Annotated in this window: 10 protein-coding genes; 5 read left to right on the top strand and 5 right to left on the bottom strand. The window is 60.9% G+C overall.

What is annotated here, in order from left to right:
• Nucleotides 1–357: 357 nt before the first annotated feature.
• From glgB to QMG79_RS16285, 3 genes are read right to left on the bottom strand one after another with little or no spacing between them, the layout of a single operon-like run.
• Nucleotides 358–4,020 carry a 1,4-alpha-glucan branching protein GlgB gene (gene glgB, locus QMG79_RS16295; RefSeq protein ID WP_283539678.1) on the bottom strand — a complete coding sequence of 1,221 codons (3,663 nt, stop codon included), beginning with the start codon at nt 4,018–4,020 and terminating at the stop codon, nt 358–360.
• Between the two features lies 1 nt (nt 4,021).
• The gene (treS, locus tag QMG79_RS16290) at nt 4,022–5,818 is read right to left on the bottom strand and encodes a maltose alpha-D-glucosyltransferase (RefSeq protein ID WP_283539677.1); all 1,797 of its coding nucleotides are present in this window, start codon (nt 5,816–5,818) and stop codon (nt 4,022–4,024) included.
• Nucleotides 5,815–7,896, bottom strand: coding sequence for an alpha-1,4-glucan--maltose-1-phosphate maltosyltransferase (locus QMG79_RS16285; protein WP_283539676.1), 2,082 nt, complete (start codon nt 7,894–7,896; stop codon nt 5,815–5,817). The genes treS and QMG79_RS16285 overlap by 4 nt, the downstream gene beginning before the upstream one ends.
• 183 nt (nt 7,897–8,079) lie before the next feature.
• Here QMG79_RS16285 and glgP point away from each other — a divergent pair, with 183 nt between their 5' ends.
• Entirely contained in the window at nt 8,080–10,695 is a 2,616-nt protein-coding gene (gene glgP, locus QMG79_RS16280; protein WP_283539682.1) for an alpha-glucan family phosphorylase, read from the top strand.
• 85 nt (nt 10,696–10,780) lie between these two features.
• Here the strand turns inward: glgP and QMG79_RS16275 are convergent, their stop codons facing one another.
• A complete protein-coding gene (locus QMG79_RS16275; protein WP_283539675.1) occupies nt 10,781–11,128 on the bottom strand; it encodes a barstar family protein in 348 nt (115 codons plus the stop codon).
• A 146-nt stretch (nt 11,129–11,274) separates the two neighbouring features.
• Here QMG79_RS16275 and QMG79_RS16270 point away from each other — a divergent pair, with 146 nt between their 5' ends.
• The 4 genes from QMG79_RS16270 to QMG79_RS16255 all read left to right on the top strand — a co-directional run bounded on the left by QMG79_RS16270 (nt 11,275) and on the right by QMG79_RS16255 (nt 14,401).
• Complete coding sequence (locus QMG79_RS16270) at nt 11,275–12,006, top strand: GAF and ANTAR domain-containing protein (RefSeq protein WP_283539674.1); 732 nt, start codon at nt 11,275–11,277, stop codon at nt 12,004–12,006.
• Between the two features lie 175 nt (nt 12,007–12,181).
• Complete coding sequence (locus QMG79_RS16265) at nt 12,182–12,439, top strand: hypothetical protein (protein ID WP_283539673.1); 258 nt, start codon at nt 12,182–12,184, stop codon at nt 12,437–12,439.
• Between the two features lie 125 nt (nt 12,440–12,564).
• Nucleotides 12,565–13,095, top strand: coding sequence for a hypothetical protein (locus tag QMG79_RS16260; RefSeq protein WP_283539672.1), 531 nt, complete (start codon nt 12,565–12,567; stop codon nt 13,093–13,095).
• 151 nt (nt 13,096–13,246) lie between these two features.
• A complete protein-coding gene (locus QMG79_RS16255; protein WP_283539671.1) occupies nt 13,247–14,401 on the top strand; it encodes a glutathione-independent formaldehyde dehydrogenase in 1,155 nt (384 codons plus the stop codon).
• 110 nt (nt 14,402–14,511) lie between these two features.
• Here QMG79_RS16255 and QMG79_RS16250 read toward each other — a convergent pair whose 3' ends face one another.
• Nucleotides 14,512–14,793 (bottom strand): hypothetical protein, encoded by a 282-nt coding sequence (locus QMG79_RS16250; protein ID WP_283539670.1) that lies wholly within the window; start codon nt 14,791–14,793, stop codon nt 14,512–14,514.
• Nucleotides 14,794–14,954 lie beyond the last annotated feature (161 nt).

The raw sequence follows: 14,954 nt of genomic DNA, 5'->3' as shown, positions 1-14,954 counted from the left end.
ACCAATTCATATAAAAAATTGGTATCAATAAACTTGGCACACTATTGAGTTCTCAAACAACAGACACACCCGGCACCACCCAAACAAACGTTCAGGATCGCTCCGGAGCAACTTTTCAAACTTACCCGCTGGACTCTCCGGTGTCAAACCGAGATTCTCAACCCGATTCAGTACAGAACTGGCGGATCTTTTTCTCTTCTGACTCCGTGGAGCAGCGCGGAAATAAACTGTACCACCGGTTTTGCCAGATGCCAACTCAGCCTGTTGGTGCACCCTTCCCCAGGCATCAGCTCCAGCCAAACAGCAAGGCCCCAACCACAAGAATGCGGTTGGGGCCTTGCCTGGAAACGGGTTCGCCTAGGACTTCGTCGGCCGGAAGTAAGCTCCGCCCAGTGGCGGCAGCGAAACTGTCACGGACGCTGGCTGCCCGTTGATGCCCTTGCCTTCAGCAGTCAATTCCGCTGGATTTAGCACACCTGAGCCGCCATAATCCGGGTGGTCCGTGTTGAGTACTTCCTCCCAGGCACCGGATGTTGGAACACCAAGCTCGAAGCCGTGGTGTGGGGAGCCAGAGAAATTGATCGCACAGACCAGGGGACTGCCATCTGTTCCCCACCGGATGAAAGTGAAGACGTTGCGGTCAGCGTCTCCTCCGTTGATCCATTCGAATCCCTTGGAGTCATTGTCCTGCGTATACAGGGCGGGCGTCTCTTTGTAGGCCGCATTAAGATCTTTGGTAAGCAGCTGAATTCCACGGTGCGCAGGGATGTCGGCAAGCCACCAGTCCAGCCCATACTGCTCCGACCATTCGGCTTCCTGCCCAAACTCCGTGCCCATGAAGATGAGCTGCTTGCCTGGGTGCGCCCACTGGTAGGCAAAATACGCACGCAGGTTAGCAAGCTGCTGCCACCTGTCACCAGGCATTTTGCGCAGTAGCGAACCCTTGCCGTGCACTACCTCATCGTGGCTGATGGGAAGCAGGAAACTTTCGGTGAATGCATACACCAGGGAAAAGGTCAGCGAACCGTGATGCCACTTGCGGTTGATGGATTCCTCGGCGGCATACGCCAGGGAATCGTGCATCCAGCCCATATTCCACTTGATGCCAAAGCCCAGTCCGCCCTGGTCCGTGGGAGCGGTGACCCCGGGGAAGGCCGTCGACTCCTCGGCGATCATGACAGCGCCTGGATGTGACTTGTACACAGTGGCATTGACTTCCTGAAGGAAGGAAATAGCTTCCAGATTCTCCCGGCCGCCAAATCGGTTGGGGCTCCACTCCCCCTCATTGCGTGAATAGTCCAGGTACAGCATGGACGCCACCGCATCCACACGAAGTCCATCGATGTGGAATTCCTCGAACCAGTACAGCGCATTGGCCACCAGGAAGTTACGCACCTCGCGACGGCCAAAGTCGAAGATCAGCGTTCCCCAGTCCGGGTGTTCGCCAAGGTTCGGGTCACCGTGTTCGTAGAGTGTTTCACCATCGAAGCGGGCCAGCGCCCACTCATCCTTGGGGAAGTGCGCCGGAACCCAGTCCAGCAGCACACCAATCCCGGCCTGGTGCAGTGCATCTACCAGGTAGCGAAACTCGTCAGGGTGGCCGAATCGCGAGGTTGGCGCAAAGTAGGACGTGACCTGGTAGCCCCATGAGCCACCAAATGGGTGTTCGGCCACCGGCATGAACTCAACGTGGGTGAAGCCGAGCCACTGCGCATACTCCACCAGCTCCTTGGCAAGTTCCCGGTAGCCAAGGCCTAGCCGCCACGATCCCAGGTGGACCTCATAGACGCTCATGGCCGAGTTGTGCGGATCCCGGCCGGCCCGGGCCGTCATCCATTCCTTGTCCTTGAAGGCATACCGTGGATCCACCACGCGCGAGGCAGTCAGCGGTGGAACCTCTGTCCCAAAGGCCATGGGGTCAGCTTTCTGCACCCATTCCCCGGATTTAGTCCGGATCTCAAATTTGTAGCACGCACCTGCCACAACTCCGGGCAGGAATACTTCCCAGACCCCGGAAGAGCCCAATGAACGCATCGAGTTGGCACGGCCATCCCAGCCATTGAAGTCGCCAATAATGCGCACGGATTCCGCGTTGGGAGCCCACACTGCGAAAGAGACACCATCAACATTGCCCAGGGACGACGCATAGTGCTGCATGTGCGCACCCAGGACAGTCCAGAGTTTTTCGTGCCGGCCCTCTCCGATGAGGTGCAGGTCCATTTCGCGCACAGTCGGAAGGTAGCGGTAGGGGTCATCCACGGTTACCGGGTCCGACTCCGGGTATGTGACCTCCAGGCGATAGTCCGGGACATGGCCAGCATCCAGCGCCTTCGCGACCCCTGTCCACACGCCGTGCGCCTCATGGGCAAGCGGGTATGAATGCTCTGCTGTCACAACATTCACTGCCGAAGCAAGGTGCTTCACTGTCCGGAAGGTCACGTAGCCGTCATCATCCAGGTGTGCGCCAAGGATGGAGTGCGGCGCGTGATGCTCACCGTTGGCCACTCGGCCCAGTACGTCGGGATCCACCTTGATGGGTGCGGGCACATTGTCCGCCGAAACTGAGCTGGTCATATCTTCACCTTCCACTGCCGCTGCCGGCTGGGCGCCGGAGCGGGTACTGCTGAGAATATTTCGGGCCGCGTTGACCGGGATGTCCAGCCAACTAGGCCTGTTGCGCAGCTCATAGACAACCTCGTAGAGGGCCTTATCAAGCCATAGGGCTGCAAAGAGGGGCGATTTCCTGTCCACCGTATCCGGGCTGAGAGAGGCATATCCGTCCAGGAATGCCTCGGCGCACTGGTTTACCCAGCCGTCCGGAACCACGGTCCCGGGGTTTTCGCGGATTGCAGCTCCCGCGGCGTAGTCGAAGGAGCGGAGCATTCCGACGACATCCCGCAGTGGCGCATCCGGGACGTTGCGCTCGGCAACGGGACGCAGTGGCTCTCCCTCAAAGTCAAGGATTGCCCAACGTCCGCCTGGGTTCGCTGGGCTTGCGACCCAGAGGATCTGGCCGAGGTGCAGGTCGCCATGGATACGCTGAAGCGGGCCGGCTGCCTGGCCAACAAGATGAACCAGGAGCTCATCAAGTTCATCCTGGAACGGACCCACGGCATCTGCCGCTTCCGTCCATGCCTGCCGGACACGCTGGCCGACTGCTGGAGCAACATCGGCACCGGGCCGGCTTTCCTCTGACCGGCCAAGGGCCTTAGCCAGCAGGTGGTGGACAGTTGCCGTGGCAGCTCCGAGCGCCCTGGCTTCCTCGCTGAAATCTGTTCCGGCAACAGCCGCGGCAACGGCCAGCCGCCAAGCGTCACGCCCACCCGCCAGGAACTCATGGGCCACTGCCAGTTCACCGTTGACGACGCCGGACGCAGCGGTAGCCCCGGAGTTCCACTCCGCACGCACCCAACCTAGGGTCGCGGGAACCTCGGTGCTGCCGGCGAAGGTAAGTGCGGCGCCGATTTCAACCTCGGGATTCTCGCCAGCAGAGAGCACCCGGAAGAATTTTACGATCGCTGGCAACCCGCCGTCGTCCACTATTACTGAACTGTTGGACTGCTCGCTGGTGAGGACCCGCACGGTGCCACTTGCCGATGGCAGGCGGTGCCCGCCAGGACCGGGGTGGCCCGTCATTCCGGAAGGGACCGCGGAGCCCGGCCGCATCAGGTCCAGCCAGGCGCTGACAAACTCCGGATCGTGGACTGCGTCATACATCCACAGGGGGCCACCGTCCGGAGCAATTGCCTCGCCCACCAATGCCCGTTCCAGGCCAGGGACCGCAATCTGGTGGAAGCTCAGCGGAACCTGGAGGACATCCGTGCGCTCCGCACCATCGGTGCCCCTTGAGGTGATGGCGAGGATGGATACCGAAAGCGTGACTCCCGGTGCGTTGCCGGCCAACGTGAATCCACCGGCCTCCACCAGATCAAAACCACCCGATTTCACGGGGAACCAGCGTTGCCTAGGAAGCCACTCGCGCAGAAGGTCGGTTGCCACCGCTGTCAGTGAGAAGGTCATGTCAGCCCTCGATGGACAGGACAGGCATGGCCTGCGTGTAGGGCGAGGACGGATTGGAGGCGGCATTACGGACCCGCAGCCAGAAGAAATCGTGGCTGCCCAGCGTCAGGGTGAGTGTGCCGTCCTCCTTGATGCTGGGGAACGGCTGGCCACCAAAGACGTCGCGCAGTCCACGGCCCGCAAACTCGGGAATCTGCAGCGTTGCCGCAACCGGGTGCTGCGAGAGGTTGAAGGCGCAGAGGATTGTTTCGCCGTCTTCACCGGCAATATTGTCCTCGGGCAGGTCGCGCAGGTAGGACAGCACAGCGTCATGGTCCGCGGGGACGTGTCGGAATGCGCCCAGCCCGAATGCGGGGTGGTTCTTGCGGACGCTGAGGATCTGGCGCGTCCACCTGAGGAGAGATCCTGAGTGCGCCGCCTCTGACTCAACATTGGCCATGTTGTAGTTGTAGACAAGCGACTGGATCACCGGCAGGTACAGCTTGCCAGGATCAGCACTGGAGAACCCGGCGTTGCGGTCCGGATTCCACTGCATGGGCGTCCGGACAGCGTCACGATCGTCAAGCCAGATGTTGTCTCCCATGCCGATTTCATCCCCGTAGTACAGGAACGGACTCCCGGGCAGGGACAGGAGCAGGGCGTTGATGAGCTCGATTTCCGCGCGGGAGTTATCCAGCAGCGTCGCCAGCCGACGGCGGATGCCAATGTTGGCACGCATGCGGGGGTCCGGGGCGTACCAGCCCAGCATGGCGGCCCTTTCGTCGGGGGTCACCATCTCCAGCGTCAGTTCGTCGTGGTTACGAAGAAAGGTCCCCCACTGCGCCCCGGCCGGGATCTCTGGGGTTTCCTTCATGGTTTCAATGATCGGCGCTGCTTTCTGGTCGCGCAGTGCGTAGTAGAGGCGCGGCATGATCGGAAAGTGGAACGCCATGTGGCATTCGGGTTCCTCTTCGGTGCCGAAGTACTCGACCACTTCCTCCGGCGGCTGGTTTGCCTCGGCGATGATGACGCGGCCCGGGTAGTTGTCATCCACCATTTTGCGAAGGTCGCGCAGGAAGCCGTGCGTCGCGGGAAGGTTCTCGCAGTTGGTCCCCTCCTCCTCGAAAAGGTACGGGATGGCATCCGCGCGGAAGCCGTCAATACCCTGGTCCAGCCAGAACTTCACGACGTCGAAGATTGCGTCAACAACCTTGGGGTTTTCGAAGTTCAGGTCCGGCTGGTGTCCAAAGAACCGGTGCCAGAAGAACTGCCGGCGGATGGGATCGAAGGTCCAGTTGGACTCTTCGGTGTCCACGAAGATGATTCTCGCGTCGTCATACTTCTCATCGGTATCGCTCCACACGTAGAAGTCTCCGTAGGGACCCTCTGGGTCCTTGCGGGATTCCTGGAACCAGGGGTGCTGGTCCGAAGTATGGTTAAGCGGCAGGTCGATGATGACGCGCATGCCGCGGGCATGGGCCTCTGCGACCAGGCGCCGGAAGTCACTGATGGTGCCAAATTCGTCGAGGACGGAGTTGTAGTCCGAGATGTCGTAGCCACCATCGCGCAGCGGCGACTGGAAGAAGGGCGGCAGCCACAGGCAATCGATGCCAAGCCACTGCAGGTAGTCCAGCTTGCCGATCAGGCCGCTGAAGTCACCGGATCCATCGCCGTTGGCATCGGAGAAGGCACGGACCAGGACTTCGTAGAACACGGCCTTCCGGTACCAGTGTGGATCGTGCTGCAACCCGGGACCATTGAGGTCAAAGTTGTTCTGCGTGGAGTAGTGGTGGCTTGCGCCTTGGGTGTTGAAGCTCACGGGCGGCTTCTCCTCACGCTCAGGATATGGGCAGGTTCATAGTGCGGGTCGAGGCGGACGTAGTTGCTGTCCCCCCACTCCCAGCTGTCACCGGTGATCAGGTCATCAACCCTGAAGCCACCGCTGGCAGTGAGATCCTGCGGATCGAGGTCCAGTGCGGCCAGGTCAAGGCCTACTGTGCTCTCGCGGGTGCCGTGCGGGTCCACGTTCACCACAACGATGATGGTGTCCTTTGACCCGTCGGCGAGGGTCTTGTGTTTTGAGTAGACCACTGTGGAGTTATCGGTACTGGTATGCACTGTCAGGTTCTGCAGGTCCAGGAGCGCCGGGTGGTCCCGGCGGATCTCATTAAGGCGCTTCAGGTAGGGGGCCAAAGTGCGGCCAGACTGCGCTGCCGCCTCCCAGTTGCGGGACTTGTACTCGAACTTTTCGTTGTCGATGTTCTCCTCGGCACCAGGCCGGGCAACGTGTTCGTAGAGCTCGAATCCCGCGTAGACGCCCCACAGCGGGCTGGCAGTAGCTGCGAGTGCGGCACGGATGCGGAAGGCGGCCGGTCCACCAAACTGCAGATATTGACTGAGGATGTCCGGGGTGTTGACAAAGAAGTTGGGCCGGAAGAACGCCGGTGACTCGTGGCTGACCTCCTGGAAGTACTCCTCCAGTTCTTCCTTGGTGTTCCGCCAGGTGAAGTAGCTATAGGACTGCTGGAAACCGGCTCGTCCGAGGGCATGCATCATGGCTGGGCGGGTAAAGGCCTCGGCCAGGAACACGACGCCCGGGGTAGCCGCCTCAACCTTGGCAATCAGCCACTCCCAGAACCACACAGGCTTTGTGTGCGGGTTGTCCACACGGAAAATCCTGACCCCGTGACTGACCCACAGCTGCACAATGCGCAGGATCTCCTCGGAGATGCCAGCCGGATCGTTGTCGAAGTTCAGCGGGTAGATGTCCTGGTATTTCTTGGGCGGGTTCTCGGCATAGGCAATGCTGCCGTCCACGCGGGTGGTGAACCATTCCGGGTTGGTCTGCACCCAGGGGTGGTCCGGGGCTGCCTGCAGGGCAAGGTCCAGGGCTACTTCCAGGCCGAGTTCATTGGCCCGGGACACGAAGGCATCGAAGTCCTCAAACGTGCCCAGGTCCGGGTGGATAGCGTCGTGGCCGCCTTCTTTGGCCCCAATCGCCCAGGGCGAACCGGGATCGTGCGGGCCCGCTACCAGGGTGTTGTTGGGTCCCTTCCGGTGCTGCACGCCGATGGGATGAATGGGCGGCATGTACAGGACGTCGAAGCCCATGTCGGCAACGGCATCGAGCCTGAGTGCCGCCGTACGGAAGTTTCCGGACGTCCAGGCGCCGGTCTCAGGGTCACGGGTTGCGCCCTCGGAGCGCGGGAAGAACTCGTACCAGGAGCCGCGTCCGGCGCGTTCACGCTCCACCAGCAGCGGATAGGGCTGGGACGTAGTGGCCAGTTCGCTGATGGGCTGGCGGACGACGGCGGCACGGACGTCTGCGCCGAACCCGGCGGTCAGACGTGCCTCAACAGTGAGGGAGGTATTGGAGAGCGTCTCTGCGGCCTCTCCGAAAATGCTGCGGTCGGAATCAGTTCGCGTCACATCAGCGGCGGCATCCCACAGGAGGGCCGCGCCCTCTGCAAGCATGAGCTCCTCGTCGATGCCCGCAGCGATCTTTACCTCGGCGTTGTGGTGCCAGGTACCGTACCTGTCGTGCCAGGCCTCAATCACGAAGGTCCAGTTGCCAGGTTCGCCAGGGGTCAGGATTCCTTCCCAGCGGTCGGTGCCCATCCCGCGCTCTCCACGCGGTGGTTCAAGGCGTACGCGCTGGGTTTGCCTGCCCTGGGGATCAAGCAGGATGGCACTGACGCCTAGCTGGTCGTGGCCCTCGCGAAAGGACGTGGCTCCCACCACTATCCCTTCACCCGTTACAGCTTTGGCGGGGAACCTTCCACCCTCCACCACTGGCTCTACGGCGGTGATCGGGAACCGGCCAAAACGCAGCCCGTCCGTGATGTGGCCTTTCGGCGCCGGCTTGGGGGTGGCTTTGCTCACTCGATTTTTGGTCACATGCTCGACGTTAGCGAGAATCTGGGCAGAATGCTAAGCCTGCGATCTTTTTCCTGCTCTACGACGCCGCATTCATCCATTTTGGGCACTGGGCCAGCGCTGCAGTTGAACTGCGCCTGTCATTTAGCACAAAGATCGGTAAACCTGTTCCGGCGCTCAATGTTGTCCGTTATTGTGGCGCTGGTGAAGGCAATCCGAAGGTTTACAGTCCGCAGTGTCCTCCCCGAGCCCCTCAGGCCGCTGGCCGGAATTGCGGCCAACCTCCGCTGGTCCTGGCATCATCCCACGCGTGAGCTGTTCGCGAGCCTGCACCCCGGTGTGTGGTCTGAGTCGGGGCACGATCCCATTAAGTTCCTGGGCCAGATCGGCCGCGGGGACCTCCACGCGCTAGCTGCGGACCCTGAGGTAGTTGCTCGAATCACCACTGCAGCCGATGACCTGAAGCGCTATCTGGAGAATCCGCGCTGGTATCAGGGGCTTGGCGACGATGCACCACAGGCCATTGCCTATTTTTCTCCGGAATTCGGCATCACAGAGGTTCTGCCGCAGTACTCTGGTGGACTCGGCATCCTGGCTGGCGACCACCTCAAGGCAGCTTCTGACCTGGGAGTACCGCTGATCGGGGTAGGACTTCTCTACCAGGCTGGCTACTTCAAGCAGTCGCTCTCCCGCGATGCCTGGCAGCAGGAGACCTATCCCGTCCTTGATCCCGACGGCCTGCCCCTGACGCTGCTGCGTGAACCGTCTGGGGACGGCAACGGCGCGGAAGTGCAGATCGCGCTGCCACTGCCCAACGGCAGGCGGCTGCTGGCGCGGATCTGGCGAGCCGACGTCGGACGCGTTCCCCTGTTGCTGCTCGATTCCAACGTTCCAGGCAACGACGACGCCGCACGCGGCATCACGGACAGGCTTTACGGTGGCGGTGGTGACCACCGCCTGCAGCAGGAATTGCTCCTGGGCATGGGTGGGGTAAAGGCACTGCGGGTCTACCAGCGCCTTACCGGTTCCCCCGCGCCCGAGGTCTTCCACACCAACGAGGGACACGCTGGTTTCCTGGGGGTGGAAAGGATCCAGGAACTCATGGCCGGCGAGTCCCTAAGCTTTGAGGAGGCCTTGGCCGCGGGCCGTGCGTCTACCGTTTTCACCACCCATACCCCGGTACCTGCCGGGATTGACAGATTCGAGATCGCCCAGATCCAGCACTTCTTCCAGGCTGGGCTGGCACCTGCGGTCCCGGTGGACAGGATCCTGGGACTGGGCCGGGAAAATTTCCAGGACGGCAACCCCTCCGTGTTTAACATGGCAGTCATGGGGTTGCGGCTGGCCCAGCGGGCCAATGGTGTGGCCAAGCTGCATGGTGAAGTATCGCGCGGCATGTTTGCAGCACTCTGGCCAGGCTTTGACCACGCCGACGTGCCCATCACGTCCGTGACCAACGGCGTGCATGTGCCCAGTTGGGTGGATGGCAGGGTCTCTGCCCTGGCGCGCCAGCAGTTTGGCAGCGACGCGGAGAGCCAGGGCCGCTGGGACCTGGCGTACAACGTCAGCGACGAGGACCTCTGGGCAGTCAGAAGGGAAATGCGCTCGGCTCTTGTGGATGACGTCCGACGGCGGCTACGCGCGTCGTGGAAAAAGCGCGGCGCTGCGGACGCCGAATTGGCCTGGACGGACAGCGTCCTGGACCCCGATGTCCTGACAATCGGATTCGCACGGCGGGTGCCCACGTATAAGCGGCTCACCCTGATGCTGCGCGACCCCGCGCGGCTGAAAGCACTGCTGCTTCACCCGAACCATCCGCTGCAGCTGGTGATTGCCGGAAAGTCCCATCCGGCAGATGACGCTGGCAAGAAGATGATCCAGGAGCTGGTGCGCTTTACCGATGATCCAGAGGTCCGCCACCGGATTGTTTTCCTGCCCAACTACGACATCGCCATGGCCCGGACGCTGTTCCCGGGGTGTGACGTGTGGCTGAACAACCCGCTGCGTCCGCTGGAAGCCTGCGGTACCTCTGGAATGAAGGCCGCCATCAACGGCTCCCTCAACCTCTCGGTCATGGATGGCTGGTGGGACGAAATGTATGACGGCGAAAACGGCTGGGCCATTCCAACAGCAAACAATGACGCCTCCACGGAGGAGCGCGACAACATCGAGGCCGCAGCACTCTATGAGCTGTTGGAAAACCAGGTAGCACCAAAATTCTACGGAACCACGGTATCCAGTGGTGCTGGTGCTGCAGGGCCTTCGGAGCCAGGCGCGGAGCAGGTTCCCACACACTGGGTGTCGATGATCAAGCACACGCTCGCCACCCTCGGACCAGCTGTATCGGCCGAGAGAATGCTGCACGACTACGTCAATACGCTGTACCGGCCAGCAGCAGTGGCTGGCCGTGACGCCGTCGCCGATTCCTTCGCCCAGGCCAAAGGTTTGGCTGCGTGGATCTCGAAAGTCCGGAGCTCGTGGCCCGGAGTCCATGTGGAGCATGTGGATTCCATGGGCGTTTCCGAGGAACCGCAGATTGGCGACGTCCTGCGTGTTAATGCCTACGTGTCACTGCAGGCCCTGGGCTCGGCGGATGTCTCTGTTGACGTTGCGTTTGGGCGAGCTGGCGAGTCCGACGAGCTCAGCGACGTAACAATCCTGGAGCTCGCCCCGGCCGAGGATCTGGGCAGCGGCAGGCATCTGTTCAGCGGAGACCTGGTGATCGACCGTTCGGGCCCCTTCGGCTACACAGTGCGGATCCTGCCACAACACCAGGCTTTGGCATCCAAGGCTGAATTGGGCCTCATAGTTAATGCCTGACCACCGGGTGTGAAGGGTGGTGCCGTGGCACCATCCAAGCACCACCCTTGTGAAGCGTTCCGGCGTCCGGCTGCGGTGGTCTTGCCTACAGGCAGACGGCAATGATGGCCAGGTCCTGGCCGGCGTATGACTCGGCGTCCTGGAGCGTTTCGCAAACCAGGCCGAAGGCACGGCGGGTCCGGAACTCTGCGGAGACCTCCCAGATGATGGTCACTGGCGCATCCTCAGCAGCGTCACCGAGGTCATGCAGGGCATCATTCAAGCCATCCAAATCTGCCTCAGCATCAGCTGGGAACTCCAGTACGGTGCCAAAGGCGGCGATGACCTCACTCTTCGAATCGGCTGCGGACACCACCAAGCTCCGGCGATCCGCACCGTGGATCTGCTCTTTGAGTTCATCGTGGGTCCAGGTCTCGGCGGCAAAAATTCTCATGGGCTGGTTCCTTTGGATTGGGGAAAGTCGTGCTCACAGTTTGCCCTGTGACTGCACTTGGGTATGAATCGGCGTGATCCTCAGGCCATGGACGTGGGCGGACTCCATGAATTAGCGCAATCCAGTCCACCGGGCTAATTTGAAGCATGACCAACAGCAGTGACACCACGTTCTTCGCAGAGCTCGACGATCTTGTGCTGGGTGCTGACACGGTTGCTGACTTCCTCACCGAACTTTCAATTGTCGCGGCACGGGCGCTCAGCGCGGACGTCGGATCAGAGGTTTCCTGCGGCGTGACCCTCAAGCGCGTGCGCTCCACGCGGACTGTTGGCGGCAGCAGTCCGCGCGCTGTACACCTGGACAGGATTGAGCATCGCATTGGCGACGGTCCATGCATTGCCGCTATCCGGGTTGGTGAAACTATCCTGATGGATGACGTCGAAACGGACTCCCGCTGGCCCGAATACCAGAAGGCCTTGGTCTCCGAAAACTGCCTTAGTGCGCTGGGGGTTCCGCTTTACCTCGACGGCGAGGCCTCTGCAGCGCTCAACTTCTTTGCTGAACCACGGCGTGCATTCACGCCTGACGTTATTTCCGCAGCAGAAGGTTTTGGCATCATCGCCTCACGGGCGCTGCGCCTCATGGTGAAGATTGGCACGTCACAAGATGCCGCAGCCAATCTTTCAGCAGCCATGGCCAACCGCACGGCCATTGACCTGGCCTGCGGAATCGTTGTGGCACAAAACAACTGCACCCAGGCGGAAGCCATGGAAATCCTTCGCAAGGCCTCCAGTAACCGCAATCAAAAACTCCGTGACCTCGCGGAAGAAATGGTTTTTACCGTGACAGGCGAGAAACCGGTCACGCACTTCACCTGATTTTTTGATCTGGAACTTACTGAAGAGTAAAGTTCTGTCCCTAGGGTTTCCCTTCGCGCCTCCCGGCTTCCTGGCCAAGTCCCTCCGGATGTTTCCAGGAATTGCGGGCCGTGACGTGCGCGCTGCTGTAGCAAAACGGCAGTATTTTTCCCGCATGTAGAGAAAGCTGGCCTCCGTGCAAGCTGCAGATTTTGATCTCTTCCTCCGAGAATCCACCATTGAAAGCCCCCAGGCCCAGACAACCCTTGGCCGCGAGTCCCTGTACGGGCTGTACCTGAGCTGGTGCTCCATCACGGGAAATATCGCTGGAAGCGAGCGGACGTTCTGGGCAGCCATGAAGACCAGGATCAGCTCCACCCGGAACAACAATCTGCGCATGACGGGCCCCGCGGCCATTGACTACCTCTTGATGTCCCGGAGCGCACTCGTCTGAAAAATCCGGGCCCTGTGGGTGCGCTGGCCCTTGTCGCCCCGCCCGGGCTGGCCGAAGCCGGGCTCCAAGCTGGCCCGTATCCGGTCCACCCACTCCATCAGTCATTCAGTGAGTCAGGAGCGTCCTTGAGACCCCATATACCGAACACCATCGATAAAAAATTGCTGGGCATTTATCTTGCCGATCACGCAGCAGGAGCCACAGCTGGCCGGAATCGAACCCGCAGCATGGCAAAGGCACTTGCCGGAAGCCCCGTAGGACCGCAACTCATGGTCATTGCCGAGGAAATCCACAATGAACTCCGGAACCTCGAATTCCTGATGAGTGATCTTGGGCTCCCCCGCAAACTGTCCCTTTCGTTGGGTGCGGCACTTGGGGAACGTCTTGGCCGGCTGAAGCTCAACGGACGTGTCACCGAGGCATCGCCCCTGACGCCAGTGGTGGAAAGCGAATTCATGCGCTCGGCAGTCCTGGGCAAGATCGGGCTATGGCGGACCCTTCGCGACCTGTCGCCCTACCTGGGCCTGGAACCCGCGAACTTCGAGAACCTGGAAGCACAGGCAGAGGCTCAGTTGGCGGTGTTCAATGACCTGCACGCCATATCCACAGTGAACGGTTTCCTCCGTGAAGAGACTGTGTCCCCCCGCAAAGATTAACACCATAACGATCAGTATGCTTATCATTATGGAGTGTGATTCGTCCGTACCTGCACGGCAGATGCGTTCGTTTCGCCATCGGGGATTGCCGGTGTGACCATCCGCTGCACAACCATCAGGGCTGCAGGGTCACGCGGACCTAAGGAGTGTCATGAAGGCCGTAGTTTACGAAGGAACCAAGAGCGTCAGCGTCAAGGATGTCCCTGATGCAAAAATCGAGCGCCCCACAGACATTTTGGTCAGGGTGACCACCACCAACATTTGTGGGTCCGACCTTCACATGTATGAGGGACGCACCGACTTTGAAGTAGGACGGACCTTTGGCCACGAGAACATGGGCGAGGTCGTGGAGGTGGGCAACGGCGTGGACAAGGTGAAGATCGGTGACCGCGTTGTCCTGCCCTTTAACATCTCCTGCGGCTTCTGCCAGAACTGCGAGCGTGGGTTCACAAGTTACTGCCTGACCAACCAACCTGATCCCCAGAAGGCTGGGGCCGCCTATGGCTTCGCCGGTATGGGCGACTTTGGTGGCGGCCAGGCAGAACTGCTCCGTGTTCCATATGGCGACCACAATGCCCTACGCCTGGGCGAGGATGCCGTGGAGAAGGAAAATGACTATGTCATGCTTTCTGACATCTTCCCCACCGGATACCACGCCACAGAAATGGCAGGGGTCCTTCCCGGCGAGACAGTCGTCATTTATGGAGCCGGCCCAGTGGGCTTGATGGCCGCTCTTTCAGCGCAAATCAAGGGTGCCGCAAAAATCATGGTGGTGGACAGGCATCCAGACCGCCTCCGCCTGGCAGAACAAATTGGCGCCATCGCCATTGATGACTCAAAGGTCGATCCTGTGGAATTTGTCCTGCAGGAAACCAAGGGACTAGGGGCGGACCGGGGCTGTGAGTGCGTGGGCTACCAAGCTCATGACCACCAGGGTGTCGAGGACCCTGCCCTGACCATGAATCGATTGATTCAATCCGTGAAGTTCACTGGCGGCATCGGCTCCGTGGGTGTTTTCCTACCTGCTGACCCCGGCGGCCCCACCGAGGACGCCAAGCAGGGCAGGATCGCATTGGACTACGGTATGCACTGGCTCAAAGGTCAGACGCTCGGTAGCGGCCAGGCTCCGGTCAAGAAATACAACCGCCAGCTCCGGGACCTGATCTCAGCTGGCAAGGCCAATCCGTCCTGGATCATTTCCCATGAAATCTCGCTGGACGAGGCCGCCGACGCGTACCGCCACTTTGACGATCGTGATAACGGCTGGACAAAGGTTGTTATCAAGCCAGGCATGACCAAGAAGTAAGGAACTTCCCAGCCAAGCCCGCTGCCATCCCCGAAGCCCCTGCCGATTCATCAGCAGGGGCTTTGGTTTTGACGGCAACTATCGGTGTGTCGCTATGCACCTCACCTGCATCAGCTACCTTGCCCGCGGCCTTCTTCCGCGTGGACCGCCGACGCCGGAGCGCCGTCGTCAATGTCTTGGTCTGCAGGTGCTTCTGCAGGGTGTTCAGCCTCTTGGGACTCCTTGAGGTGTTGGGCGAGTTTTGATTCGGCGTCGGCCCGGCGCGACCCCATGGCCCGGACCTGCGTTGCCGTTGGGTGGCGGTGCTCGCATTCCCATACATGGTCATTGCCGCCTGTGCGCAGGCTCTCGCTGGTGCTTCCGTCTGACGTGGTGTTGCCCATAGTGGACATCCCCTCTCCATCGATTCGAGCTTCAAGGCGCTCGAGGTCACCAAACGGCAAGGATACGTTGAACAGTGCAGTGCCGTACAGGGCCGGGCGGTCTCTCCGACGCGGAACAAGTTATGGCGCGGTGGCCGAGTGGCCCCTCGACCCTGCAGATCAGGAAAGGG

This window comes from Pseudarthrobacter sp. PS3-L1 (genome assembly GCF_030063285.1).
Lineage (GTDB): Bacteria > Actinomycetota > Actinomycetes > Actinomycetales > Micrococcaceae > Arthrobacter.
This window is presented reverse-complemented; position numbering and strand designations above follow the sequence as displayed.